The sequence below is a fragment of the Streptomyces sp. NPDC018693 genome (genome assembly GCF_044391385.1).
Taxonomy (GTDB): Bacteria; Actinomycetota; Actinomycetes; order Streptomycetales; family Streptomycetaceae; genus Streptomyces.
The window spans coordinates 515,219-541,133 of the sequence record NZ_JBIRZZ010000003.1 but is presented as its reverse complement, the minus strand read 5'-3'; the positions used below and the strand labels follow the sequence as shown (position 1 = coordinate 541,133).

The 25,915-nt window shown below is 71.3% G+C and carries 22 protein-coding genes, 1 tRNA gene and 1 pseudogene; 6 read left to right on the top strand and 18 right to left on the bottom strand.

The annotated features are described in order from the left end of the window. Positions 1 to 74 precede the first annotated feature (74 nt). On the top strand, positions 75 to 920 hold the full coding sequence (locus ACH5AC_RS10820; RefSeq protein WP_398861376.1) for a helix-turn-helix transcriptional regulator: 846 nt from the start codon (positions 75 to 77) through the stop codon (positions 918 to 920). 76 nt (positions 921 to 996) lie between these two features. On the opposite strand, the gene ACH5AC_RS10815 is transcribed toward ACH5AC_RS10820, so the two are convergent. The 7 genes from ACH5AC_RS10815 to ACH5AC_RS10785 form a co-directional block, all read right to left on the bottom strand. Next, positions 997 to 1,069: transfer RNA gene (locus ACH5AC_RS10815), tRNA-Ala, on the bottom strand. Positions 1,070 to 1,162: 93 nt separating this feature from the next. Then, the gene (locus tag ACH5AC_RS10810; protein ID WP_398861375.1) at positions 1,163 to 1,834 is read right to left on the bottom strand and encodes a histidine phosphatase family protein; all 672 of its coding nucleotides are present in this window, start codon (positions 1,832 to 1,834) and stop codon (positions 1,163 to 1,165) included. Continuing rightward, positions 1,831 to 2,274, bottom strand: a complete 444-nt coding sequence (rsfS, locus tag ACH5AC_RS10805) for a ribosome silencing factor (protein WP_398861374.1) — start codon at positions 2,272 to 2,274, stop codon at positions 1,831 to 1,833. Before rsfS ends, ACH5AC_RS10810 begins: the two co-directional genes overlap by 4 nt. 68 nt (positions 2,275 to 2,342) lie before the next feature. Continuing rightward, on the bottom strand, positions 2,343 to 4,163 hold the full coding sequence (locus ACH5AC_RS10800) for an LCP family protein (RefSeq protein ID WP_398861373.1): 1,821 nt from the start codon (positions 4,161 to 4,163) through the stop codon (positions 2,343 to 2,345). A gap of 25 nt (positions 4,164 to 4,188) precedes the next feature. After that, on the bottom strand, positions 4,189 to 4,815 hold the full coding sequence (gene nadD, locus ACH5AC_RS10795; RefSeq protein ID WP_398861372.1) for a nicotinate-nucleotide adenylyltransferase: 627 nt from the start codon (positions 4,813 to 4,815) through the stop codon (positions 4,189 to 4,191). A gap of 79 nt (positions 4,816 to 4,894) precedes the next feature. After that, the gene (locus tag ACH5AC_RS10790; RefSeq protein ID WP_398861371.1) at positions 4,895 to 5,059 is read right to left on the bottom strand and encodes a hypothetical protein; all 165 of its coding nucleotides are present in this window, start codon (positions 5,057 to 5,059) and stop codon (positions 4,895 to 4,897) included. A gap of 120 nt (positions 5,060 to 5,179) precedes the next feature. Further along, on the bottom strand, positions 5,180 to 5,341 hold the full coding sequence (locus tag ACH5AC_RS10785; protein WP_398861370.1) for a hypothetical protein: 162 nt from the start codon (positions 5,339 to 5,341) through the stop codon (positions 5,180 to 5,182). A 126-nt stretch (positions 5,342 to 5,467) separates the two neighbouring features. Between ACH5AC_RS10785 and ACH5AC_RS10780 the strand changes: the two genes are divergently transcribed. Further along, on the top strand, positions 5,468 to 6,565 hold the full coding sequence (locus ACH5AC_RS10780) for a M48 family metallopeptidase (protein WP_398861639.1): 1,098 nt from the start codon (positions 5,468 to 5,470) through the stop codon (positions 6,563 to 6,565). Between the two features lie 130 nt (positions 6,566 to 6,695). On the opposite strand, the gene ACH5AC_RS10775 is transcribed toward ACH5AC_RS10780, so the two are convergent. The 7 genes from ACH5AC_RS10775 to galE form a co-directional block, all read right to left on the bottom strand. Then, the gene (locus ACH5AC_RS10775; protein ID WP_398861369.1) at positions 6,696 to 7,772 is read right to left on the bottom strand and encodes a hypothetical protein; all 1,077 of its coding nucleotides are present in this window, start codon (positions 7,770 to 7,772) and stop codon (positions 6,696 to 6,698) included. A gap of 74 nt (positions 7,773 to 7,846) precedes the next feature. Continuing rightward, positions 7,847 to 8,425 (bottom strand): hypothetical protein, encoded by a 579-nt coding sequence (locus ACH5AC_RS10770; protein ID WP_398861368.1) that lies wholly within the window; start codon positions 8,423 to 8,425, stop codon positions 7,847 to 7,849. Positions 8,426 to 8,537: 112 nt separating this feature from the next. Beyond that, a complete protein-coding gene (locus tag ACH5AC_RS10765) occupies positions 8,538 to 9,824 on the bottom strand; it encodes a glutamate-5-semialdehyde dehydrogenase (protein WP_398861367.1) in 1,287 nt (428 codons plus the stop codon). A 90-nt stretch (positions 9,825 to 9,914) separates the two neighbouring features. Next, entirely contained in the window at positions 9,915 to 10,385 is a 471-nt protein-coding gene (locus tag ACH5AC_RS10760; RefSeq protein WP_398861638.1) for a hypothetical protein, read from the bottom strand. Positions 10,386 to 10,564: 179 nt separating this feature from the next. Beyond that, entirely contained in the window at positions 10,565 to 11,671 is a 1,107-nt protein-coding gene (proB, locus tag ACH5AC_RS10755) for a glutamate 5-kinase (protein WP_398861637.1), read from the bottom strand. Positions 11,672 to 12,191: 520 nt separating this feature from the next. Then, positions 12,192 to 13,442, bottom strand: a complete 1,251-nt coding sequence (locus ACH5AC_RS10750; protein WP_398861366.1) for a hypothetical protein — start codon at positions 13,440 to 13,442, stop codon at positions 12,192 to 12,194. A gap of 626 nt (positions 13,443 to 14,068) precedes the next feature. Beyond that, a complete protein-coding gene (gene galE, locus ACH5AC_RS10745; protein WP_398861365.1) occupies positions 14,069 to 15,040 on the bottom strand; it encodes a UDP-glucose 4-epimerase GalE in 972 nt (323 codons plus the stop codon). Positions 15,041 to 15,327: 287 nt separating this feature from the next. Here galE and ACH5AC_RS10740 point away from each other — a divergent pair, with 287 nt between their 5' ends. The 4 genes and pseudogenes from ACH5AC_RS10740 (at position 15,328) to ACH5AC_RS10725 (ending at position 19,194) form a co-directional block, all read left to right on the top strand. Next, on the top strand, positions 15,328 to 17,577 hold the full coding sequence (locus ACH5AC_RS10740) for a CDP-glycerol glycerophosphotransferase family protein (protein ID WP_398861364.1): 2,250 nt from the start codon (positions 15,328 to 15,330) through the stop codon (positions 17,575 to 17,577). Next, positions 17,574 to 18,276: pseudogene (locus tag ACH5AC_RS10735) on the top strand (glycosyltransferase family 2 protein); the annotation flags it as partial. The gene ACH5AC_RS10740 and the pseudogene ACH5AC_RS10735, both read left to right, overlap by 4 nt. A gap of 442 nt (positions 18,277 to 18,718) precedes the next feature. Further along, on the top strand, positions 18,719 to 18,868 hold the full coding sequence (locus ACH5AC_RS10730) for a hypothetical protein (protein WP_398861363.1): 150 nt from the start codon (positions 18,719 to 18,721) through the stop codon (positions 18,866 to 18,868). 134 nt (positions 18,869 to 19,002) lie between these two features. Continuing rightward, positions 19,003 to 19,194, top strand: a complete 192-nt coding sequence (locus ACH5AC_RS10725) for a hypothetical protein (protein WP_398861362.1) — start codon at positions 19,003 to 19,005, stop codon at positions 19,192 to 19,194. Between the two features lie 182 nt (positions 19,195 to 19,376). Here the strand turns inward: ACH5AC_RS10725 and obgE are convergent, their stop codons facing one another. The 4 genes from obgE to ACH5AC_RS10705 form a co-directional block, all read right to left on the bottom strand. Next, on the bottom strand, positions 19,377 to 20,813 hold the full coding sequence (gene obgE, locus ACH5AC_RS10720) for a GTPase ObgE (RefSeq protein WP_398861361.1): 1,437 nt from the start codon (positions 20,811 to 20,813) through the stop codon (positions 19,377 to 19,379). Between the two features lie 136 nt (positions 20,814 to 20,949). Next, a complete protein-coding gene (rpmA, locus tag ACH5AC_RS10715) occupies positions 20,950 to 21,204 on the bottom strand; it encodes a 50S ribosomal protein L27 (protein ID WP_010041940.1) in 255 nt (84 codons plus the stop codon). A 14-nt stretch (positions 21,205 to 21,218) separates the two neighbouring features. Further along, positions 21,219 to 21,539: a 50S ribosomal protein L21 gene (gene rplU / locus ACH5AC_RS10710; RefSeq protein WP_004931419.1), complete on the bottom strand. Its 321-nt coding sequence runs from the start codon at positions 21,537 to 21,539 to the stop codon at positions 21,219 to 21,221. A 249-nt stretch (positions 21,540 to 21,788) separates the two neighbouring features. Continuing rightward, positions 21,789 to 25,889, bottom strand: a complete 4,101-nt coding sequence (locus tag ACH5AC_RS10705; RefSeq protein WP_398861360.1) for a ribonuclease E/G — start codon at positions 25,887 to 25,889, stop codon at positions 21,789 to 21,791. Between the last annotated feature and the right edge of the window lie 26 nt (positions 25,890 to 25,915).

Here is a 25,915-nt window from a genome sequence, read left to right as displayed (position 1 = left end):
CTCGGTACGGGCGCCGAGTGCCCGCCGATGCTGGTAGTGACAGCACCTGTCAAGGGATGAGCGGGGGATCGACCATGGGGGACGTGACGATGGGGACGACACAGCGGCGCCGGCCGGAGCTGGCCGCGTTTCTGCGCAGCAGGCGCGCCCGGGTGACACCGGCGGACGTGGGGATGCCGCCGGGGCTCAGGCGCCGGACGCCGGGGCTGCGCCGCGAGGAGGTCGCGCAGCTCTCGGGTGTGGGCGTGACCTGGTACACGTGGCTGGAGCAGGGCCGACCGATCAACGCCTCGGCGCAGGTGCTGAACGCGGTGGCGCGCACCCTGCGACTGGACCCGCCGGAGCGGGAGCACCTGTTCCATCTGGCGGACGTGCCGTACGCGGCGGCACCGGAGCCGCCTGCGCAGTACGTCGGGCCGGAGGTCCAGGGCATCATCGACGCGCTCGCCCCGCGTCCGGCGGTGGTCTACAACTCGCGGTACGACATCCTGGCCGCCAACCCGGTCTACCGGGACCTGTTCTTCCGCTCCACGCAGTCCGGCGGCGCGCCGCCGACCAACGCCCTGTGGGCGCTGTTCACCCTGCCGGAGAGCGACTGCCCGCTGATGTTCCGCGAGACGGAGCTGCCGGTGATGGTGGCGACCCTGCGGTCCGCGTACGGACTGCACGCGGGCGAGCCGGCCTGGGAGGAGTTCATACGCGCGCTGGCGGCCTCCAGTGCGCTGTTCACGCGGCTGTGGGAGTCCGGTGACGTGGCGGAGCCGGGCCGCCGCGTGAAGGTCTTCCGGCATGCGGCGGTGGGTGAGCTGCGGATGACGTCGGTGTCGCTGTCGGTGGACGGGATGCCGGAGTGCCGGATCGTCGTCTACACACCGGACGACGAGGAGACCGCGCGGCGCACGGCCCTGCTGACGCAATAAAAAATCCCGCCCCCTGTGGGACGGGATCCTCATCTTCCGATACCGATCTTTGACAACTCAACAGAGTGTCGATCAGTGGAGCTAAGGAGAATTGAACTCCTGACCTCCTGCATGCCATGCAGGCGCTCTACCAACTGAGCTATAGCCCCTTGTGTTCTTCGTGTTCTTCCCGCTCCGCGGGGCGAACAAGAAGAACTCTAGCCTGCGACCTGCCGGAAAGTGAAATCCGGGTCCGGGCGGCGTCAGTCGTCGTCGCCGAGGACCGGCTCGGGCAGGGTGCCGGCGTTGTGTTCCAGCAGGCGCCAGCCGCGGGCGCCCTCGCCGAGGACGGACCAGCAGCAGTTGGAGAGGCCGCCGAGGCTCTCCCAGTTGTGCGCCTCCAGGCCGAGCAGCCGGCCGATGGTGGTGCGGATCGTGCCGCCATGGCTGACCACCACGAGCGTGCCGTCCTCCGGGAGCTTCTCGGCATGCCGCAGCACGACGGGGGCGGCGCGGTCGGCGACCTCGGTCTCCAGTTCGCCGCCGCCTCGGCGGACCGGCTCACCGCGCTTCCACGCGGCGTACTCGTCGCCGTAGCGGGCGATGATCTCCTCGTGCGTCAGCCCCTGCCAGACACCGGCGTACGTCTCACGCAGGGCCTCGTCCCGGGTCACGTCCAGGCCGGTGAGCGCGGCCAGCTCGGCGGCCGTGCGCGCGGCGCGCGTCAGGTCCGAGGAGACGATCGCGTCGGGGGCGAGGGAGGCGAGCAGCCGGGCGGCGCGGCGGGCCTGGGCCAGGCCGGCCTCGGTCAGCTCGACGTCGGTGGTGCCCTGGAAGCGGCGTTCCACGTTCCAGGAGGTCTGGCCGTGGCGCCAGAGGATGACGCGGCGGCCCCGGCCCGTCCTGCGGTCGGTCACCTCACCTGTGGTGCTCACCACTCGGCTCCCGGCTCGGCAGCGTCCTGGGCGGCCTGCAGCTTGGCGTGCTCCTCGGCCTTGCCCCGGGTCGCCTTGGCGTCCTCGGGCAGCTCCAGCTCGGGGCAGTCCTTCCACAGCCGCTCCAGGGCGTAGAAGACCCGCTCCTCGCTGTGCTGGACGTGGACGACGACGTCGACGTAGTCGAGCAGGACCCAGCGGGCCTCACGGTCGCCCTCGCGGCGCACCGGCTTGGCGCCGCACTCCTTCAGCAGCCGCTCCTCGATCTCGTCGACGATGGACTTGACCTGGCGGTCGTTGGGGGCGGAGGCCAGCAGGAAGGCGTCCGTGATCGACAGGACGTCGCTGACGTCGTAGGCGATGATGTCGTGCGCGAGCTTGTCCGCGGCCGCCTGGGCGGCGGTGTGGATGAGCTCAAGGGAACGGTCGGTGGCGGTCACTACGTGGCTTTCCGTCGGCGGTCAGTTGCCTTCAAGGGTCTCATGGCCGCCGACGGCCACCCATGTGATTACGAGGCCGACGAGGACGACGCCCCCGACAACGGCTCGTAGTCCTTGCCGAGGACCACCGCCACGGCCGCGTTGCCGGGCACGGTGCCCTTGGTCACGGCGCTGGTGGGCAGGCCCAGGGTCTTGGCGACCTCGGTGGCGTTCTCCTTGCCGGCGTCGTCCGCGTAGAGGACCTTCGAGGTGGCCTCGGTGCCGGCCGCGGTGCCGGCCTCCAGGAAGGTGAAGCCGCCGTTGAGGAGGACCACGCGCGCGTCCTCGGTGTTCGCCCTGACGCCGCTGGCGTTCTGGACGGAGACGGTGACGGCGGCGCTCTGGTCGGGGCTCTTCGCGGTGCCGCCGAGGACGTCCTTGACCACGCTGGCGCTGGCCTCGACGCTCAGTGTGCCGTCGGCCTCGACGGGCAGCAGCGCGGTCTTGTGGTCGCCGCCCTTGGCGAGGTCGGCGAGTTCCGCGAGGAAGGCGCCGAGGTCCTTGTCGCTCAGCGACGGGTCGAGGATCTGCGCGAGGGTCTGCACGGTGATCGTCGCGGCCTGCGGGTCGGAGGACATCTTGCGCAGCACGCCCTGCATGACCTGGCCGAACCGCTGCAGCTGGGCGTTCTGGGCCTCCTCCTCGCCACGGTAGGTGGCGTAGGCGACGGCCATCTTGCCGCTGAGGGTCTGGGCCTTGCCCTTGCGGACGAGAGGTGCCTCGCCCTTCTTGGCGTCCGGGCCGGGGACGTCGGTGTCGGTGTCGACCTCGATGTTGCCGACGAGGTCGACGAGGTTCTGCAGGTAGGGGGTGTCGAGCCGCCAGGTGCCCTGGATGCTGGTGCCGAGGACGGTGTCCAGGGCCTCGCGGGTGCCGGAGGAGCCGTCCTCGTCGACGGACTTGGCGAGGGTGGTCGTGGTGCCGTCGTCGGTGGTCACCACGAGGGAGTTGGGCAGCAGGACGGTGGTGCCCTGCTTGGTCGTGGTGTTGTCGACGAGCAGCGCGGTGGCGGTGCCGCCCTTCGCGGTGTCGTGCAGGTGGACGACGATCACGTCGCGTTTCTGGGCTCCGGTGGCCGTGGTGGTGCCGGTCTTGTCGTCGGAGGAGGACAGGCCGGGCAGCTTTCCGGCGAACCAGAGGTAGCCGACGCCGCCGACGGCGACCAGGGCGAGGACCACGACGAGGGCGATGAGCCGGCTGCGGGCGCGGCGCTTGGCCTCCTCGCGGCGCTCGGTGCGGTTCTCGGTGAAGTTCAGCCAGTCGATGACGTCCTCGGAGTCGTCATTGGGCTCCTCGACGAAGGCGAACTGCTCGGTGTGGTACTCGCGGGCGGACCGTGCGGGCTCCTCCTGCCGCTCCCGCGCCGGTTCCGGGGGTCCGGCCTGCTGCGGGATGTAGGCGGTCTGCTCGGCGACGCGCGGCTGCCGACCGCTGGTCGCGGCCTGCCCGTACGGGTCGTAGGGGCCGGGGCCCCCTGGCCCGCCGCCCTGCCCGGGCCGGGCGGCCGCGCCGGTCCCGGTGCCGGTCCCGGTCCCGTAGGTGTCGTAGCCGGCAGGGGCCTGCTGGCCGGTGTCGTACGAGGGGACCGGTGGCTGCCGGCCGGTGTCGTAGGACGACGGGACGGGGGGCTGCTGACCGGTGGCGTACGGGTCGTAGCCATAGCCGTGCTGTCCGTAGCCCTGCTGTCCGTAGCCGTAGCCCTGCTGCTGGGCGTACGGGTCATAGGGCTGCTGCTGCGGAGCCTGAGCCTGCCCAGGTGGGACCTGCCGGTAGACCGGCTGTCCGTACTCGTCGTAGCCGACGAGTTCGTAGGGGGCGTCTCCGTAGCCCGCGTCGTATCGGTCGTTCACCGGTACCCCTCTCGGCCCGCTCGCCTCACTCGCCGCGGTACAACTCGCGCTTGTCGATGTAGCGCACGACTCCGTCCGGCACCAGATACCAGACGGGGTCGCCCTTGGCGACCCTCGCACGGCAGTCCGTGGAGGAGATGGCGAGAGCGGGAACCTCGACGAGCGAGACACCGCCCTCGGGCAGGCCGGGGTCGGTCAGGTGGTGACCCGGCCGGGTGACCCCGATGAAGTGCGCGAGGGAGAACAGTTCCTCGGAGTCCCGCCAGGTGAGGATCTGACCGAGGGCGTCCGCACCGGTGATGAAGAACAGGTCGGTGTCGGGGTTGAGGGCGCGCAGGTCGCGCAGGGTGTCCACGGTGTAGGTGGGACCGCCGCGGTCGATGTCGATGCGGCTCACCGAGAACTGGGGGTTCTCGGCGGTCGCGATGACCGTCATCAGGTAGCGGTCCTCGGCCGGGGAGACATGGCGGTGCGTCTTCTGCCACGGCTGGCCCGTCGGCACGAAGACGACCTCGTCCAGGTGGAACTGCGCGGCGACCTCACTGGCCGCCACGAGGTGCCCGTGGTGGATCGGATCGAACGTCCCGCCCATGACGCCGAGGCGGCGCCTGCCCCGGTTCGACGGGCCGGTAGGCATGTCCTGCTCTCCCATGCGTGCAGACCCTACCGGCCTCGCCTGCGCTGCTCCGGCCGAGGATGCCCCGAGTGCCCCGGTATGGACACGCGGTGCCTCAGCGGTCGCGGTTGAAGAGGGTGGTGATCCACAGCAGCAGCATCAGGACGATGAACGCGCCACCACCGGTGACGTAGGGGTTGAGGCTGTCGTGGTTGCCCCCGTGCTCCTCGCCCTCGGCGGCGATGGTGACCAACTGGGCAGCGGCGCTGTGGAAGCTCATCTTCGGCAGGACCTATCCGGTGTGGGCGGGATAAAGATGTCGGCCCATGGTAAGCGGCGCCCTCGACGGCGATCACCCCGACTCCGCCGTTGGGGCACGCCGGGGAACCTTCGCCGGTCCTCAGTCGTCTTTCCGCTTGTAGCCTCGCAGCAGGAACCACGCGGTCAGCACACAGCCCAGAATCATCACGATCAGCACGACGCGGAGCAGGTTCCCCGCGCCCTGCTGCTCGGCGGCGGTCGCGGACTCGGTGAGCCACGTGGCTGCGGGGTTGTGCTGCATGGCGCGGGACTCCTTCGGTGTGGTGCCCGTCCAACGTAACTCCGCCTAGGCTGGGCCCTGCTTCGGGGGCGCAAAGGGCCGTACAAGGGTCCGTAAAGGGCCACTCTCACGCGCATGGGGGAAGACATGTCCGACGACGGTCACCAGCAGAGCGGGCACGAGAACGTGCCGAGCAGGCAGCGCAGGCGCTTCCCGGGGATCTCCTCGCGTGCGTACGAGCACCCGGCCGACCGGTCGGCACTGGTCGCGCTGCGCAAGCTGAGCGGGTTCGACACGGTGTTCAAGGCGCTCAGCGGGCTACTGCCCGAGCGGAGCCTCAGGCTGCTGTTCCTGTCCGACTCCGTGCGGGTGTCGGACCAGCAGTTCGCCCACCTCAACGACATGCTGCGGGACGCCTGTTACATCCTGGACCTGGAGAAGGTCCCGCCGATGTACGTCACCCAGGATCCGCAGCCCAACGCCATGTGCATCGGCCTGGACGAGCCGATCATCGTGGTCACCACCGGGCTCGTCGAGCTGCTCGACGAGGAGGAGATGCGGGCGGTCGTCGGCCACGAGGTGGGCCACGCCCTGTCCGGGCACTCCGTGTACCGCACGATCCTGCTGTTCCTGACCAACCTCGCGCTCCGGGTCGCCTGGATCCCGCTGGGCAACCTCGCGATCATGGCGATCGTGACGGCGCTGCGGGAGTGGTTCCGCAAGTCGGAGCTGTCGGCCGACCGTGCGGGGCTGCTGGTGGGGCAGGATCTGCAGGCGTCGATGCGCGGTCTGATGAAGATCGCGGGCGGTAACCACCTGCACGAGATGAACGTGGACGCGTTCCTGAAGCAGGCCGAGGAGTACGAGGCGGGCGGCGACCTGCGCGACTCGGTGCTGAAGATCCTGAACGTCCTGCCGCGTTCCCACCCGTTCACCACGATCCGCGCGGCCGAGCTGAAGAAGTGGGCGGAGTCCCGCGACTACCAGCGGATCATGGACGGTCACTACCCGCGGCGCGACGAGGACAAGGACACCTCGGTCACCGACTCCTTCCGTGAGTCGGCCTCGCACTACGCCACTCACGTCAAGACGTCCAAGGACCCGCTGATGAAGCTGGTCAGCGACATCGCGGGCGGCGCGGGCGACCTGGGCGGCCGGGTCCGGCGCGGCTTCTCCGGCTTCTCGGGGTCGGCTCCGCCGAAGGACCAGCCGCCGAGGGACGAGCGGTCCGGCGGGGAGGACTGAGCAGGGAGGTTCGCGGCCGGCGGGGGCTGAGGTGGCCTCGGCACCGCCGGGATGCGCTGTGGCGGCCAACCGCTGTCGCGGCGCAAACAGGGTGTGCCGCTGCACCTGCCGCTACACCCCGGCTCTACCGCTACACCCTCGGCTGCGCGCTGCTCGCCAGGGTTCCGCACAGGGCGGTCGCGCCGCCCGTCGCGTAGGGGTCAGTGCCCGCCGCCGGGCCGCCTGCCTGGGCTTTCTGGCCGGCCAGCAGCGGGCGCAGGTGGTTGGTGACGTCCTCGCCGCAGGAGAGCGGGCCGGCCTGGACGTAGGAGACGACCAGCTGGGCCTGGTGGACGCGCAGGTCGTCACGGTCGAAGCGGAAGTGCAGTTCACGGCGGACGGTGAACAGGGACACGGGCGCGTCGGCGGCGGCGCCGGCCGGGCGCAGGGCGTAGACGAAGGTGTGGTCGGCGGTCACCTCCAGATGGGCCGAGTCGGCCTCGGCGGCCTGCAGAGTGCCCTGGACTCGGATCTCGCGGTCGGCCAGCTCGACCCGCGCGGGGTCGAAGCGGACCAGCCAGCCGGTCGGGGCGTGCCGCCCGTCCGCCGCCGGATGGCTGAAGCTCTGGTCGAACTGGTCCAGCTGGTCGGAGTCCAGCAGCATCCGCACCGGACGCACCTGCTGCCCGGTCAGCACCTCCGGGTACAGGGACGAGCGCACGATGTAGTCCTTCGCGGTGGTCAGCGCGGTGACCACCTGGCTGTCGGAGAAGTGCGCGGTGCGCCGCGAGGGAGGCAGCGGGATGCCCTCGGCACCGATGCGGAACTGGGCGGCGGGACTGCTCGCGTACAGCTGCTCCGGGTCGGCGGCGCCGGGCACCTTGCCCTGCGGGGCCAGCGGGATGACCGTCATGCGCAGCGGCTCGGTGGGCTGCCGGGAGGCCAGGGGCGAGTCGTACGGACTGCGTACGCCCATGTAGATCGCCGTGCCGAAGGCCAGGGCGATCAGCAGGACCAGGATCAGCACCTGCCGGGACAGCCCCCGGCGCAGCGGCGGTCGGCGGCGTACGGCGGGGGCGTGGTCGGCGATCCGCTCCTCGGCGGAGTACTCCTGGAGGCGGGCAGCGCGGACGAACGACTCGTCGAAGACGACGGATCGGTACTCGTCCTCGCCACCTGCGGGAGCGCCCTCAGGTGTCCCCTCCGGTGGCTCTCCAGGCCCGCCCATACTTTCAGAGTAGGTCCGCGGGAACCCGGGTAAACGCGCTGCTACACGACAACTTCTGGCAGTTTCTCACCAGTTCACGGCGTGCGGGGGACCGCCGAGACGGGTGGCTGGGAGTAGTCGGCGGAGGCGGACGGCGTGGCTGCGCCGCCCTGCTCCAGGTTGGTCGTGGTGGGCGACGGTACCTGACCGCGGTCGCCGGAGGAGGCGCCCCGGTAGACCGCGGCGAAGGCCAGCGCGACCATGCCGACGCCCATCACGAGGGCGAGCATCCAGGCGACCGGGCGGTGCCAGCGGACCACCTGTTTGCCGTACGGCCCCGAGCCGTCGTAGCGGCCCTCCAGGAACTCCGGATCGTCCAGGCCGTCGTAGTCCGGATCATGGCCGAAACCGCCCGGGCCGTCGGCGCCGTACCCGTCGTCGTAGCGCTCGCCGCGGGCGCGGGCGCGGCGGGCTTCCGCCTCGGATGCCTCCGCTCTGGACTGCGCGGCGGCCAGGAGGCGCTCGACGGCGGTCGGCTCATGGAAGGTGGCCGCCTCTACGAACGCCTCGTCGAAGACCACGGAGGCGAACTCTTCGTCCGACACCCCGCGGTCGTGGTCGTCGTCGGGCTCCCAGCCGTCCGGGAACGGCGTGCCCCCCACGTCCTCCGGCACGGATCCAGAGTAGACCTGGGGGGTCAATTTGGGCAGACGGTATGGAAATTATCCGCAGGATGAGACCGGCCGATGGAGGCCGCCGGATGAGGCACCCGGCGGGTAGAACCCATCAGCGCCGTACGTGCCCGTCACCCGTGACGATGTACTTGGTGCTGGTCAGCTCCGGCAGGCCCATGGGGCCGCGGGCGTGCAGCTTCTGCGTGGAGATGCCGATCTCCGCGCCGAAGCCGAACTGGCCGCCGTCGGTGAAGCGCGTGGAGGCGTTCACCGCGACCGTGGTGGAGTCGACCAGCTGGGTGAAGCGGCGGGCGGCCTGCTGCGAGGTGGTGACGATGGCCTCGGTGTGGCCAGAGGTCCACAGCCGGATGTGCTCGACGGCCTTGTCCAGGGAGTCCACGACGGCGGCGGCGATGTCGTGGGAGAGGTACTCGGTCTCCCAGTCCTCGGCGGTCGCCTCGACGACGGTCGCCCCGGAGTCCTTCGCGTACGCCAGCACCCGCTCGTCGGCGTGGACGGTGACGCCGGCGTCGGCGAGGGCGTCCAGGGCGCGGGGCAGGAACTCGGGGGCGATGTCCTGGTGGACCAGCAGCGTTTCGGCGGCATTGCACACGCTGACGCGCTGCGCCTTGGAGTTGATCAGGATGTCGATCGCCATGTCGAGGTCGGCCTGGGCGTCGACGTAGACATGGCAGTTGCCGGTGCCGGTCTCGATCACCGGGACGATGGACTCGCTGACGACGGTCTGGATCAGGGAGGCGCCGCCGCGCGGGATCAGCACGTCGACCAGGCCGCGGGCGCGCATCAGCTCGCGCACGCTGTCGCGGCTCTCGCCGGGCACCAGCTGGATGGCGTCGGCGGGCAGCCCGGCGCCGCCGACGGCGTCGCGAATCACCCGGACGAGGGCGGTGTTCGACTCGTAGGCGGAGGCGGAGCCGCGCAGCAGCACGGCGTTGCCGGACTTCAGGCAGAGGGCCGCGGCATCGACGGTGACGTTCGGCCGGGCCTCGTAGATGATGCCGACGACGCCGAGCGGGACGCGGACCTGACGCAGGTCGATGCCGTTGGGCAGGGTGGAGCCGCGCACGACCTCGCCGACAGGGTCGGGCAGCGCGACGACGTCCCGCACGTCGGAGGCGATGGCCCGCACCCGCTCCGGGGTCAGCGTCAGCCGGTCGATGATCGCCTCGCTGGTGCCGGCCTCCCGGGCCTTGGCGATGTCCCTGGCGTTGGCCTCGACGATCTCGCTCGTACGGACCTCCAGCGCGTCCGCGATGGCGAGCAGCGCGTCGTCCTTGGCGGCCCGCGGCAGCGGGGCGAGGTCGGCGGCGGCGGCCTTGGCGCGGTAGGCGGCCTGGGTGACCGGGGACATGGAGTCGTACGGCGAGAGCGTGGTCATGAGGGAAGGGTAGTGCGCCGCGCGGGTCGGTATCACCGCTCATCCCAAACCGCGAGACACCCGGGTAAAACGGGTGCCGGATCAGCCGGGTCAGAACGGGTTCACGCCCACCGGGGTCGCCGGGGGCGGGCCGTAGCCCTCGGCGATGCGCTGGTGGTAGGTCTCGCGGTCGATGACCTCCAGGCCGACGATCTCCCAGGCCGGCAGCCCGGCGCTCTGGCGGTGCTCGCCCCACAGGCGCAGGGCGACGGCGGCCGCGTCGTGCAGGTCGCGGGCCTCCTCCCAGTAGCGGATCTCGGCGTGGTCGACGGCGTAGCGGCTGGTCAGCAGGAAGGGGTGGTCGTGGGCGAGCTGCTCCAGTGCGCGGCGCAGGTCCTTGAGGGGGACCTCCGTGCCGGAGACGCTGAGGGTGACGTGCCACAGGCGAGGCAGGTCCTTGGGCTCCTCGTACCGGTCACCCGCGGTGACGCTGGTCAGGGTGCGCTCCTCGCCGGCCGTGCGGGCGGCTGCCCCGCCGGGGCCGCCCGTGCCGCCACGGGCGGCCGCCACCCCAGGGCGCACTCGTCTCACGACGGCCTCCTTTACGCATGTGCAGCGCTCGTGCGGAATGTGTCTCTGAGACAAAGTTGGCAGGCGCGGGGGATCCTTGGGGCGCTTTCACGGAACGTCCCCCACCGGTACGGATCGTTCGACCCGTCGAAGAACAGTTGTTCGCCAGCGCGCCCCGCGCGGCGCGCGGGCTACGGGTGCAGGATCACCAGGTCGTCGCGGTGGATGATCTCCCGCTCGTACTCCGGCCCGAGCTCGCGGGCCAGCTCCCGGGTCGAGCGGCCGAGGAGCTGGGGGATCTCCTTGGCGTCGAAGTTGACCAGCCCGCGGGCCACCGCGTGCCCCGCGCCGTCGCGCAGCTCGACCGGGTCGCCGGCGTTGAACTCGCCCTCGACGGCCGCGATACCGGCCGGCAGCAGCGACTTGCGCCGTTCGACGACCGCTCGTACCGCCCCGTCGTCGAGGGTCAGCGAGCCCTGCGGGGTCGAGGCGTGCTGCAGCCACAGCAGCCGGTCCGCGGAACGCCTGCCGGTGGGGTGGAAGTAGGTTCCGGTGTCGCCGCCGACCAGGGCGTCGGCCGCGTGGACGGCGCTGGTCAGCACCACCGGTACGCCGGCGGCGGCCGCGATCCGGGCGGCCTCGACCTTGGTGACCATGCCGCCGGTGCCGACGCCGGCCCGGCCGGCGCTGCCGATCTCGACGTCGGCGAGGTCGGCGGGGCCGCGCACCTCGGCGATCCGAGAGGTGCCCGGCCTGCTGGGGTCGCCGTCGTACACGCCGTCCACGTCGGAGAGCAGCACCAGCAGGTCGGCGTGGACGAGGTGGGCGACGAGGGCGGCGAGTCGGTCGTTGTCGCCGAAGCGGATCTCGTCGGTGGCGACGGTGTCGTTCTCGTTGACGATCGGGAAGGCGCCCATCGCCAGCAGCTTGTCCAGCGTGCGGGAGGCGTTGCGGTGGTGGGCGCGGCGGCTCATGTCGTCGCTGGTCAGCAGCACCTGGCCGACGCGGACGCCGTAGCGGGCGAAGGACGCGGTGTAGCGGGCGACGAGCAGGCCCTGGCCGACGCTGGCGGCGGCCTGCTGGCGGGCGAGGTCCTTGGGTCGGCGGCGCAGACCGAGCGGGGCGAGGCCGGCGGCGATGGCGCCGGAGGAGACCAGGACGATCTCCTTCTCGCCGCCGCTGCGGACCTTGGCGAGGACGTCGACGAGCGCGTCGACCCGGTCGGCGTCGAGCCCGCCGGAGGCAGTGGTCAGCGACGAGGAGCCGACCTTGACGACGATCCTGCGGGCGTCCGCCACGCCCTGCCTTGCCCCTGACACGTTGACCCGGGTCCCCTCGCGTAGCTACGGCTGTCCGCCTGGCAATCTACGCGAAGCGTACGGAGCGTGCCCGGGTGGTCCACTGCGCGGACGGTGCCGGAACGCCGACGGCGGCCTGTCCGCGTGGGACAGGCCGCCGACGAGGGCAGGGTCCAGAAGATCGAGGCGATCTTGTCGCCGATTCTCGACGCGACGTTGCCGAGTTCCGACGGAATATCACTCACTCCCGTGATCCCGGTCGTGCCCGATGCGCGGAAAGGCCCCGCCTCGGCGTCGACTCCCGAACCGAGACCACGGGGCTGGTCCAGCGAATCCGCGTTGCTGAACAGGAAACCGCCGCTGCCACCCAGCCCGAAGTCGATCCCCACGGTGCCCTCAGCCGTGCCAGAGACCGCCCACGCGGTCTTGCCCTTGGCCGATGTGGTCCGGATGAGGCATACGGTTCCACTGCCTCCGATGATGAACGAGGCACCGCCGCTCACGCACACACCGGTGGTGTTCAGGTAACTCCGCATGTATTCGATGGTTTGGCCGAGGTCCTCGAAGGCGTCGAGACGGTCGAGCAGCGAGCCATCGCCCTTTCCAGGCGCCAGCAGGGTGGCATTGGAGGTCGAGGAGGTTCGTCGTACGTGTAGCACTCGCTCTGCTTCGTCACGCCGTCCGTGACGCCGGTGAGCCGGCCGCCGAGGTCGCGGGTGAACGTGTCGTCCTGGGCGACCTGGGTGGTGGTGCCCGTGGTCACGGTGGTCCTGATGTTGGCCAGCGCGCCGCTGCCGTTGGTGTCGTTGCACGTGTAGGCGCGGCTCACCGTGGCGTTCGAGCCGCCGCTCGTGCCGTAGGTGCGGGCGTTGAGGCGCCCGATCCGGTCGAAGCCGATGGCGGACTGGTAGGTGGCCAGCGGTGACGACATCTTCGTCGGCAGGCCGCGGGCGTTGTACGTGGTGGTCACCGTCTCGGCGGGCAGGCCGCCGACCGCCGGGTAGCTCACCGACGTCATGTGGTCGGCCAGGTCGTAGCCGTCGTCGGACACGGTGTACTGACGGCCCGTCACCCGGCCGCGCTCGTCGTACCCGGTGATGCTCTGTGTGTACGCCTTGCCGTTCGCGTACGACGTGGACGCCGCCGGACGGCCGATACCGCCGGGCGCGCTGTCGTAGGTCATCCGCTGCAGCGTCGTGGTGCCCTGGCTGATCGTCGTCGGCCGCTGGAGCGCGTCGTACGCATAGGTCAGTGTGGTGCCGGTGCCGTCGGTCGCTGTGGCGATCCGGCCGTTCTGGTCGTAGGTCTTCGAGGACGATCCGGTGTCCGGGTCGGTGGTCGCCGTGCGTTCGCCGAGCCAGTTGTAGGTGTAGCCGGTGGTGTTGCCCTTCGCGTCGGTGATCTTCTTCAGGTCTCCGCTGCGGGTGTACGCGTACGAGGTCGACTGCGGCCCGCCGGGTCCGTGCTCCACGACCCGGGTGACCTGGTCGAAGACGTCGGTGTAGGGGTCCGTGCGCTCCCCGGTCGCCGGGACGGTGGTCGTGTGGTCGCCGAAGTAGTAGGTCCGGGTGTGGTAGTCGGGCTGGGGCGTGCCGTGGACCAGCGTCTGGACCTCGGTCTCCCGGCCCGCCCAGTCGAGGATCGGGTCGTTGTAGGAGGGCAGGTCGGCCACCGTGGGGAGCACCATCCCGGAGCCCGCCGCGCCCGTGTTGTGGAAGGCCGCGGAGGTGCCGGTGACGTTGCCGGAGGTGTCGTAGCGGGTGGAGACCACGGTGCGGCCGGTGCCGTCGGGTGCCGTCGACTGGGTCTCACGGGTGCGGCCGAGGCCGTCGAAGATTCCCGGAAAAGGGCCAGCGTCTACTTCAAGGACGTACTGATCTGACGCGGGGGCGCCGCCCCGGTACGGCGGGGGGCGGCAGGCCGACCACAGGACGTTTTGAACTTTGGACGTCGCCGCCGCCCTCCTCTTCGCCGCCCAGGGCAACGGCCACCGCGGCCCCGCAGCGCGTCAGCACAGAGGGCGCGCCCAGCGGACGCCGACCCCTACAACGGGATCCCCGGCAGCTCGATCCGATCCTAGGAGACCACGGCGGACGGCCGGGGCATCGAGGCATGGCCCGACATCAACCGCGACGGCAGCATCGACCGCATCGCCTCCGCGCGCGGGCACAACGCTCCGTACCGCACGGGCCGGGGGCGAGCGGCGACATCGCCGAGGGCACGCCGGTCGCCATATGGGCGGTCACCGTCAGGGGGGGGACGAGACCAAGCCCCAGAGCGGCTGCTCCGGAGCCCACGCCTGAGCGTGCCACGGGTGACCGGCGGGTTCCCGCCGGAAGCCGCGACGACGGGAGGGGCCGCGGGACGCCTCACGGCCCCTCCCACCCGTCCGCCGGCTCAGGAGTGACGGTGCCGCCACCCCTGCCAAGCCGAGTCGATCATGTCGTCCAGGTCGTGCCGGGCCGACCAGCCCAGCTCCTCCCGGATGCGGCCGGCCGAGGCCACCACCCGCGCCGGATCGCCGGGCCTGCGCGGCACCACCGCCGGAACCACGTCCTCGTAGCCGGTGACCTTCAGGATCCGGTCCACCATCTCCCGCACGGAACTGCCCTCGCCGCGCCCGATGTTGAGCGTCAGAGCCGTCCCCGGCTCCGCGTCCGCCAGGCGCCGTGCCGCCGCGAGGTGGGCGGAGGCGATGTCCTGGACGTGGATGAAGTCGCGCACGCAGGTGCCGTCCGGCGTGGTGTAGTCGTCGCCGAAGATCCGCGGGGCCTCGCCGGCCTCCAGGCGCTCGAACACCATGGGGATGAGGTTGAAGACGCCCGTGTCGGCCAGTTCGGGGCTCGCGGCACCGGCGACGTTGAAGTACCGCAGGGAGGCGGCGCGCAGGCCGTGCGCCGCGGCGGCGGCGTTGATCAGCCACTCGCCGACCAGCTTGGTCTCGCCGTAGGGGCTCATCGGCAGGCAGGGGGTGTCCTCCGTGACGAGGTCCACGTCCGGCATGCCGTAGACGGCGGCGGAGGAGGAGAAGACGAGGCGGTCGACGCCGTTCGCCGTCATGACCTCCAGCAGGGTCTGCAGGCCGGTGACGTTCTCCCGGTAGTAGTGGAGCGGCTGTTCCACCGACTCGCCGACCTGCTTCTTGGCGGCGATGTGGACGACTCCGGTCACCGCGTGGTCACGTACGGCCTGTGTGAGCCGCTCGGCGTCGAGCACGCTGCCGACGACCAGGGGCACACCCTCGGGCACCCGCTCGGCGCTGCCGGTCGACAGGTCGTCGTACACGACGACGCTCTGGTCACCCCCGACCAGGGCGCGCACCACGTGCGCCCCGATGTATCCGGCCCCACCCGTGACCAGCCAGCTCATCCGCAAGCCTCCTCCATCAACGGTCATCGCATGCAGACTCGCCCTTGCGCGCGGGAAAATCGAATCGGGCATAGCGCGTGAAGAGCACCAAAGGAAGCGAAAAGGCGGCCGCGAGAGAGATCTCACCGCAGCGGGGCGCGTCCGCGGGGGCCGCACCGGCTCCACCACCTCGCCCACGGAAACAACACGTGAATCCTTTACCCTGAGGGCTGCGGTACCCCGGGCCGCCGGCGGGCATCCCGGCCCGCCCTCCCCCTCGCGGTCAGCCCTCGGAACAGGTTGTAAGGATGCCCCGACTCTCACTCATCGTCCCTGCGTACAAGGTGCAGGGCTATCTCTCCGAGTGTCTCGACTCCGTCCTCGGCCAGGACTACACGGACTTCGAGGTCATCGCGGTCGACGACTGCTCACCGGACGGATCCGGAGCCATCCTCGACGACTACGCGCGCCGCGACGCCCGCGTTCACGTGATCCATCTCACAGAGAACGTGGGTCTGGGGTACGCCCGCAACGCCGGCCTGGAGAAGGCCCGGGGCGAGTACGTCCTGTTCCTCGACAGTGACGACACCATGACCGAGGGCTCCCTCGCTGCGATCGCCGAGCGCCTCGACGCCACCGGGAACCCCGACATCCTCATCTACGACTACGCCCGCTCCTACTGGGACGGCCGGATCGAGCGCAACTACCGCGCCGACCTGCTCAAGAGCGACGACAGCGACGGAAGCGGCGGCCAGGACGCCTTCCGGCTGGCCGACCGCCCCCAGCTGCTCGATCTGCTGCAGATCGTGTGGAACAAGGCGTACCGCCGCGACTTCGTCGACCGCGTGGGCCTCACCTTCCCCACCGGGTACTACGAGGACGCCCCCTGGACGTACTGCTCCCTGATCAGCGCCGACAGCATCGCCCTCCTCGACCGCGTGGGCGTGCTGTACCGGCAGCGCAGGGAGGGCGGCAACATCCTCAAGACCACCAGCCGCAAGCACTTCGACATCTTCGACCAGTACGGCCGCGTCTTCGACTTCCTCGACGCGCACCCCGAGCTCGACCAGTGGCGCGAGCCGCTGTTCCGCAAGATGATCGGCCACTACCTGACCGTGCTGGAGAAGCCCGGCCGACTGCCCAGCGCCGACCGCGCCGAGTTCTTCCACAAGGCGTCCGCCCACTACCGGGCCCGGGTGCCGCAGGGCTTCACGCGCCCGCCCGCCGGCAAGGGCAAGAAGTTCGCCCTCATCGAGCGGGACGCCTACGCGGCCTGGGCCGGCGCGATGACCGCGGTGAAGTTCCGTCAGCGGGTCAAGAAGAAGGCCGGCGCCGCCGTCACCCTCTCCAAGCGCGGCGCGATGGGCGCCTTCTACCAGTCCCAGCTGCGCCTGCCGCTCGACGACAACCTCGCGGTGTTCTCCGCGTACTGGAACCGCAGCGTCTCCTGCAACCCGGCGGCCATCGACGCCCAACTGGCCCGTCTCGCCCCGCACATCCGCCGCGTGTGGGTGCTCCGGCCGGACGCCGCCGCCAAGGCACCCGCAGGCGTCGACGTCGTACGCGTCGGATCCCGCGAGTACTGGGCGGCCCTCGCCCGCGCCAAGTACCTCGTCAACAACGTGAACTTCGCGGACGTCGTGGTCAAGCGCGAGGGCCAGATCCACGTCCAGACCCACCACGGCACACCGCTGAAGACCATGGGCCTGGACCAGCGCAAGTACCCCGCGTCCACCGACATGAACTTCGACAAGCTCCTGGAGCGCTGCGACCGCTGGGACTTCAGCATCAGCTCCAACCGGTTCTCCACCACCGTCTGGGAGCGCGTCTACCCCTGCTCGTACACCACCCTGGAGACCGGCTACCCGCGCAACGACGTCCTGGTGAACGCCACGGCCGCCGACGTGCGCCGGGCCCGTGCCACGCTCGGCCTCGCCGACGGCACCCGCGCCTTCCTGTACATGCCGACCCACCGCGAGTACCAGCCCGACTTCCGGCCGGGCCTCGACCTCGCCCGGATGGCCGAGGAACTCGGCCCGGACGTCACCCTGCTGGTGCGCGGCCACTACTTCTACGGCGCCGACACCCACCTCGACGACCTGCGCCGCAGCGGCCGGATCATCGACGTGTCGGCCCACCACCCGGTCGAGGAGCTGTACCTCGCCGCCGACGCGCTCATCACGGACTACTCCTCCGCGATGTTCGACTACGCGGTCCTGGACCGGCCGATCATCATCCACGCCCCCGACTGGGACGTGTACTCCGCGGTCCGCGGCACCTACTTCGACCTGCTGCAGGAGTCCCCCGGCGCGGTCTCCACCTCCCAGGCCGAACTGATCCGCCTGCTCGACACCGGTGACTACGACACCGCGGTCACCACGGAGCGCCGCGCCGCCTTCCGCGAGCGTTTCTGCGAATTCGACGACGGACACGCAGCCGAACGGGTCGTCCGACGCGTCTTCCTCGGCGAGGACACCCCGCTGCCCTTCGTCCCGTTCCCCGAGCGCACCCACGCTCCGACACCCGCGCAGGCACTCGCCCTCGCCGAGCGGGCCTGACCAATAGTGTCATCGTCCCGATCTACAACGTGGAGCGGTATCTGCCCGCGTGTCTGGCGTCGCTGGAAGCGCAGACCATGCCCGACCTCGAGGTCATCATGGTCGACGACGGCTCACCGGACGGCTCCGCGGCCATCGCCGAGGAGTTCGCCGCGAAGGACGCGCGGTTCCGGCTGGTGACCCGGGAGAACGGCGGCCTGGGCGCGGCCCGCAACACCGGCCTGGAGAACCTGTCGCCGCAGAGCGAGTTCATCGCCTTCGTCGACAGTGACGACGTCATACCGTCCGATGCCTACCGCCTGATGCTGGCCAGCCTCGACGAGTCCGGCTCCGACTTCGTCACCGGCAATGTGCTGCACGTCAACAGCAGCAGGATCTGGCAGTCGCCGATGCACCGCATCCTCTCGCGCGGCGCCGTCCAGGCCACCCACGTCACCCGCGACCTGCGGCTGCTGACCGACCGCATCGCCTGCAACAAGGTCGCCCGGTGATCGTCCCGGCCCAGTCCCTGGCCAGGTCGGTCCACCACATCAGCGCCCCACGTACTACTGGCGACTGCGCGACGGCGAGGCCGCCCTCTCCATCACCCAGCGCCGCTCCGAGCCCAAGGCGGTCCGCGACCGCACGGCCGCCGTGCAGTCCGTCAGCCGCTTCTTGGCACCTGGGCATCTGCATCGCCTCGGCCGACCTGGTCCGCAGTAAGGCCGTCCACACCAGCGGCGCCGCCGCCCAGAACCACGCCACCTACCAGTGGCTCGACGAGAACCTCCGGCTGCTGCCCACCACCGCCAACGGCTCACTCAAGCTGCGCATCGAGCGGGACCGCGCCCTGATCACCGACCGCGGCCAGGTCGACGACATCCCGGAGCTGGAGGGCGAGATGCGGGTGCCGCTGTCGGCGAACGAGCGGGTCGCGCTGATCGTCACCAACCGCAAGAGTGGCGAACGGCTCGACTTCCCGTAGACCAGGTGCGGGTGGCGACCTGCGCGGGGTCGGCGCCGCCGCTGGCGACATCGGTGCCGGTGGCGTCGATGTGCTCGGGCAGCAGCACGACGTGAACTCGTCGCCACCGACCTGGAGGGCAAGAAGCGCACCTTCGGCACCGTCGTCGCCGACGCGCCGCCGGACCTGCAGATCCGGGTGCCGCTCTCCCTCGGAGAGGACACCGACCGCGTCGAACTCGCGGTGCTGGCCGGCAACATCGGATACCTCAAGTTCACCGGCCGCAGCCTGCGCGCCTGCGTCACCGATGTGCGCTGGGCAGACAGCTTCGACGAGAAGACCGTCTAGCTGACCACGGACGTCGGCGGCCGCTTCGCGGCCACCTTCACGCCGTCCCGGATGGGCGGCGCGGGCAACCTGCCGCTCAAGGCGGGCCGTTGGAACCTCTTCCTGCGCTCCCCGGGCAACGAGCCGGACATGCAGTGCATCCTCGACCGGCACACCTCCGTCAAGCTGCCGGTCGCCGGAGAACACGAGGGCCGCGGCTACGACTTCAAGCCCGCTGGTACCACCAGGCCCGGCTGCGCCGCAAGGTGTACAAGGCGGGCCGCAGCAAGCCGCTGCGCGACGCCATGCACGAGGAGCTGGTGCGCCGCGGCAGCAACCTGAAGTAGCTGCGGCTGGTCCGCGACGGCCAGGTCGTGCCGGACTTCCCGTCCAGCGGTGAGGTACGGCTCCTGACAGAGGCCGACAACAGGAGCCAACAGTCGTCTCAGGGAAGACGAGCGATCGCTCGAAAAAGTTGTAGTCCTCCGGCCCTTTTGACGGCGACTTGGTGAACGCGTGGGAGCACGCGCTAGAACGGTTCGAAGTCGTCGAAGTCCCGCTGTGCCTCGTCCCGTTCGGCCTGCCGGTCCCGGCGCCGCTGGGTCGCGGGTCGCGGCGCGTCGAAGCGGTGGTCCTCGCCACGGCGGCCGAGCATCTCGGCGCCGGCCATGACGGACGGCTCCCAGTCGAACACGACGGCGTTGTCCTCGGGGCCGATGGCGACACCGTCGCCGGAGCGCGCCCCCGCCTTCATCAACTCCTCCTCCACACCGAGGCGGTTGAGGCGGTCCGCGAGATAGCCGACGGCCTCGTCGTTGTTGAAGTCGGTCTGCCGCACCCAGCGTTCGGGCTTCTCGCCGCGCACCCGGAACAGCCCGTCGTCCTCCCGCGTGACGGTGAAGCCGGCGTCGTCGACGGCCTTGGGCCGGATGACGATCCGCGTGGCCTCCTCCTTCGGCCGCGCGGCCCGCGCCCTCGCCACCAGCTCGGCCAGCGCGAACGACAGCTCCTTCAGCCCCATGTGCGCGACCGCGGACACCTCGAACACGCGGTAACCGCGCCCCTCCAGATCCGGCCGCACCATCTCGGCGAGGTCCCGGCCGTCCGGTACGTCGATCTTGTTCAGGACGACGACACGGGGACGGTTGCCGAGTCCGCCGTACTGCTTGAGCTCCTCCTCGATGACATCGAGGTCGGAGACGGGGTCACGGTCGGACTCCAGGGTCGCCGTGTCCAGGACGTGCACCAGGACGCTGCACCGCTCGACGTGCCGCAGGAACTCCAGGCCCAGGCCCTTGCCCTGGCTGGCGCCCGGGATCAGACCGGGGACGTCGGCGATGGTGTAGACGGTCGACCCGGCGGTCACCACACCCAGGTTGGGCACCAGGGTCGTGAACGGATAGTCGGCGATCTTCGGCTTCGCGGCGCTCAGCACGGAGATCAGCGACGACTTGCCGGCGCTCGGGTAGCCGACCAGCGCCACATCGGCGACCGTCTTCAGCTCCAGGACGATGTCCCTCAGGTCACCGGGCTCACCGAGCAGCGCGAAACCGGGCGCCTTGCGGCGGGCGCTCGCCAGCGCCGCGTTGCCGAGGCCGCCCCGGCCGCCCTGGGCGGCGATGAAGGACGTACCGTGCCCGACCAGGTCGGCCAGGACGTTGCCCGCCTTGTCGAGGACGACGGTGCCGTCCGGCACGGGGAGGACCAGGTCCTGCCCGTCCTTGCCGGAGCGGTTGCCGCCCTCCCCCGGCTTGCCGTTGGTGGCCTTGCGGTGCGGGGAGTGGTGGTAGTCGAGCAGCGTGGTGATCGACTGGTCGACGGTGAGGATCACATCGCCGCCACGCCCGCCGTTGCCGCCGTCGGGGCCGCCGAGCGGCTTGAACTTCTCACGGTGGACGGAGGCACAGCCGTGACCTCCGTTACCCGCGGCGATGTGCAGCTCGACGCGGTCCACGAAGGTGGTCATGGTTCAGTGCCTCCAGAAACGTACGGATTTCTTGGAACGTACGGGTATGTCTTCGTAGTAACACGCGAAAGGCGGACCCGCCTTCCCGACCGGGAAGTGAGGTCCGCCTCGCGAAACGTTCGGTCTGTGCCTGAGCTCAGGCGACCGGAACGATGTTCACGACCTTGCGGCCACGGTGGGTGCCGAACTGCACCGAACCGGCCTGCAGCGCGAACAGCGTGTCGTCGCCGCCACGGCCGACACCGGCGCCCGGGTGGAAGTGGGTGCCACGCTGACGAACCAGGATCTCACCCGCGTTGACGACCTGACCGCCGAAGCGCTTCACGCCGAGGCGCTGAGCGTTGGAGTCACGACCGTTACGGGTGGACGATGCGCCCTTCTTGTGTGCCATCTCTCCTCAGTCCCTTACTTCGCAGCCGCGGGGATCTCAGTGACCTTGATCGCCGTGTACTGCTGGCGGTGGCCCTGACGACGGCGGTAGCCGGTCTTGTTCTTGTAGCGCAGAATGTCGATCTTCTGGCCCTTGTGGTGGTCCACGACCTCGGCCTGGACCTTGATGCCGGCCAGCACCCACGGGTCGCTGGTCACAGCGTCGCCGTCGACAACGAGCAGGGTCGAGAGCTCGACCGTGTCGCCAACCTTGGCGGTGGAAATCTTGTCAACCTCAACGATGTCGCCGACAGCAACCTTGTGCTGACGACCACCGCTGCGCACGATGGCGTACACGCGGATCTCTCTTTCGCTCGGAAAACGGCACCCCCGCAGGCCAGCCGCCCACGATGCCGCGGACAGCCTCTCCCGGCCACCGAATGCCCGGGAGGAAGAGGTTTACGGGGATGTGGCGTGCTCAGTCGACACGCCGACGGTCAAGGTTACGGGCCCACCGCCGAAGGGGTCAAACCGGGGCGGGCCCCGCCGGTGTGCGACCGATCACGTCGACCGCACACCGGACAATCGGGCCGCTCAGCCCTGGTCTCAGCCCTCGTCGGCCGAGGCCGACACCGACGGCACGCTCTGCTGCGCCGCCGCGGTCTTCTTCGCCACCGACTTGGCCGCCTTCTTGGCCGTCGTCTTCTTGGCGGCCGTCTTCTTCGCCGCGGTCTTCTTGGCCGTCGTCTTCTTGGTGGCGGCCTTCTTCGCCGTGGCCTTCTTGGCGGCCTTGCGGGCCGTCTTCTTGGCCGCGGGCGCGGCGTCCTCGGCGGACTCGACCGGCTCCTCCTCGGCGGGGGCCTCAGCGACCGCCGGCTCCTCCGTCGCCGCCGGGACGACCACGACGGCCGCCTCCTCGGACGCGGTAGGAGCGGTGGCCTTGCGGACCGCGCGGCGCCGCGGACGGGCCGGAGCCGCGCTCCCGGCGGCGACCGGCTCGGCCTCGGCCTCGGCGGCGACCGGGGCCTCCGCCTGCTCGGCGGGCGCCTGAACGGCCGCGGGCTCGGCGACCGTCACCACGGCCGCCTCCGAGCCCGCCGGGGAACCGGCCGGCGCGGACGCCTTGCGGGTGGCGCGACGGCGCGTACGGCCCTGCGGGGCCTCCTCGACGGCCGGGGCGGCGGCCTCGACGACCGGGTCCTCCACGGCGACCGGCTCGGCGTACGCGACGGCGGCCTCGGCCGGCTGCACCGGACGCGCCACCTCCGCCGCGACGGTGACGTCCTGCGCGGTCGGCACCTGCGCGGCGGGCTCCGCCACGGCTTCCGCCGCCTTCACGGGCTCCGCGGCCTCCGCCGCCTCCGCCGCCTTCTCGGTCTCCACCGCCTTGGGCGCCTGCGCCTTCCGCGACACCTCCGCCTTCTTCGGCGCGCCCGCCGGAGCCGACGCTCGACGGCTCGCCCGGCGGCGGGTACGGCCGCGTGTGGCCGCCGCCTCCGCCTCGGCGACGCTGCTGTACAGCTCCTCGTCCGGCGCGAAGTCAGGCGAGGGCAGCGCGACCGGCACGGCCACCGCGGCCGCCTCGACCTCGCGCTCCGCCTCCTCCTCGGCGGTCACGACGGGCTCGGACACCTCGGCGCCCTCCGGCACCTCGACGACGGCCTCGTGCTCATGCGTGTGCTCCCCGCCCCGGCCGCGCTTCTTGCGCTTGCCGCCGGCCGCCGACGGCTGGTCGAGGTGGACGAGGACACCGCGCCCGTTGCAGTGGACGCAGGTCTCGGAGAACGACTCCAGCAGCCCCTGGCCCACCCGCTTGCGGGTCATCTGCACCAGACCCAGCGAGGTCACCTCGGCGACCTGGTGCTTCGTACGGTCCCGGCCCAGGCACTCCAGCAGGCGCCGCAGCACCAGGTCCCGGTTGGACTCCAGCACCATGTCGATGAAGTCGATCACGATGATGCCGCCGAGGTCGCGCAGCCGCAGCTGGCGCACGATCTCCTCGGCCGCCTCCAGGTTGTTCCTGGTGACCGTCTCCTCCAGGTTGCCGCCCTGGCCGGTGAACTTGCCGGTGTTGACGTCGACGACGACCATCGCCTCGGTCCGGTCGATCACCAGCGAACCGCCGCTGGGCAGCCAGACCTTGCGGTCCAGCGCCTTGGCGAGCTGCTCGTCGATCCGGTACGTGGCGAACGCGTCGACCTCGGACGTCCACTTCGACAGCCGCCCCGCGAGGTCCGGCGCGACATGCGAGACGTACCCGTGGATGGTCTGCCAGGCGTCGTCACCGCTGACGATGACCTTGGAGAAGTCCTCGTTGAAGATGTCGCGCACGACCCGGACCGTCATGTCCGGCTCGCCGTACAGCAGCGTCGGAGCGTTGCCGCTCTTGGCCTTCCTCTGGATCTCCTCCCACTGCGCCTGCAGCCGCTCGACGTCCCGGCGCAGCTCCTCCTCGCTCGCACCCTCGGCCGCGGTGCGCACGATGACGCCCGCGTCCTCGGGGACGATCTTCTTGAGGATCGTCTTCAGCCGCGCCCGCTCGGTGTCGGGCAGCTTGCGGCTGATGCCGGTCATCGACCCTTCGGGGACGTAGACCAGGTAGCGGCCCGGCAGCGAGACCTGGCTGGTCAGCCGCGCGCCCTTGTGCCCGATCGGGTCCTTGGTGACCTGGACGAGCACGGACTGCCCGGACTTCAGCGCGGACTCGATGCGCCGCGGCCCGTTGGCCATGCCCAGCGCCTCGAAGTTCACCTCACCGGCATACAGCACGGCGTTGCGGCCCTTGCCGATGTCGATGAAGGCGGCCTCCATCGACGGCAGCACGTTCTGCACCTTGCCCAGGTACACATTGCCGACGTACGACGTCGACTGCTCCTTGTTGACGTAGTGCTCGACGAGCACGCCGTCCTCCAGGACGCCGATCTGCGTACGGTCGCCGTGCTGGCGGACCACCATCACCCGTTCGACGGCCTCACGGCGGGCCAGGAACTCGGCCTCGGTGATGATCGGAACGCGTCGGCGGCCCTGCTCACGGCCCTCCCGGCGGCGCTGCTTCTTCGCCTCCAGACGGGTCGAGCCCTTGATGGACTGCACCTCGTCGGACGGCTCGGCGGGCTTGCGGGGCTCGCGGACCTTGACGACGGTGCGCTCGGGGTCGTCGGCGGACGGCTCGGTCTCGACGGCCGTGTCACCGGCCCGGCGCCGGCGACGGCGGCGGCGACGGCTGCCGGCGGTGGAGCCGGCGCCCTCGTCGGCCCCGCCCTCCTCGGCGTCCTCTTCCTCCTGCTCGGCCGTGTCCTCGGCGTCCTGCGCGGCCTGCTCGGCGGCGAGCTCCTCGGCGTCCGCGCCCTCGCCCGCCTCGCCCTCGACGGCCTCGCCCCTGCGGCGACGACGGCCGCCCCGGCGGCGACGGCGGCGCGAGCCGGTCTCCTCGGCCTCCTCGGCCTCCTCCCCCTCGACGAGGTCCTCGGCCTCCTCGGCCTCCTCCTCGGCGGCGGGCTCGGCGGCCTGCACGGTCTCGGGCGTCTGGAAGGTGGGAGCCATGAGCTCCTCGCCCCGCTCGGCACCCCGGCGCCGGCGACGGCGTCGCGACGCGGTGGGCTCCTCCGCGAGCTCCTCGGCCTCCACGGGCTCGGCCTCCACGGGCTCGGCCTCCGCCTCGGCGGCAGCGGCCTCGGCGGCGGCCCGCTCGGGCGTCTGGAACTTCGGCTCGGCGAACACGGGCGGCTGGAAGACGGCCACCGCGGGCCGCGCCGGGCGACGCGGCGCCTCGGACTCGGCGCCCTCGGCGACGGTGGCGGGCGCGGCGAACCCGCCGGCGGCCTTGCGGACGACGCGGCGACGTCCGCGCCGCGGCGCCGCCTCCTCGGCGGGCTGCTCCTCGCCGGTGGTGGCCTGCGCGGCGGTCCCGGCGGCGGGCATGGCCACGCCGGTGACCTCGGCGGCCGCCTCCTCGACGGCGGGCTCGGCGGCCTCGGCCTCCACAGCACGGGCCGCACGGGTGTCGGCGACGACCTCGGCCTCGGGGGCCTCGGCCGGCGCGGTCACCTTACGGGTGGCACGACGGCGTGTACGCCCCTTGGGCGCGGCCTCCTCGACAGGGGCCTCCTGAGCCGGGGCGGCCTCAACGACCGCTGCCGCCTCCTCCGGCGCCTCGACCGGCTCAGCGGCGGGCGCGGACGCCCGGCGGGTGGCACGACGGCGCGGACGAGCGGCGGGCGCTTCGGCGGTCTCGGCGGCGGTCTCGGCGACGGTCTCTGCGGACGGCGTCTCGGTCACGGCGGCCTCCTCGGCCTCGCTGGGCGCGGCCGTCGCGGGCACGACGGTCTCGGCGGCCTCCACCGACGCCGGAGCCCCGGCGGGCGCGGACACACGACGCGTGGCACGACGACGCGTACGACCCTTGGCCGCGACCTCCTCGACAGGAGCCTCCTGAGCCGGGACGGGCTCTTCGGACTCGGCAGCCAGGGCCAGGGCCTCTGCGGCCTCGGTCTCCTGGGCCTCGGCCTCGGGCACCTCGGCCTCGGTCTTCTCCACGGCGGCCTCCTCGGCCGGTATGGCCGAAGCGGTGACTTCCGCCGGTGCCTCGGAGGCGGTGGCCGGCGGACCGGCGGGCCGGGAAGCGGCACGGCGCCGACGACGCGGCGGCAGGGTGTCGCTGGGAGTGTTCAGTTCGGAACCCTGAGTGGGTTCGGTCGGTTCGAGCATGCGGGCGGTTCTCCCGTCAGGCTCCC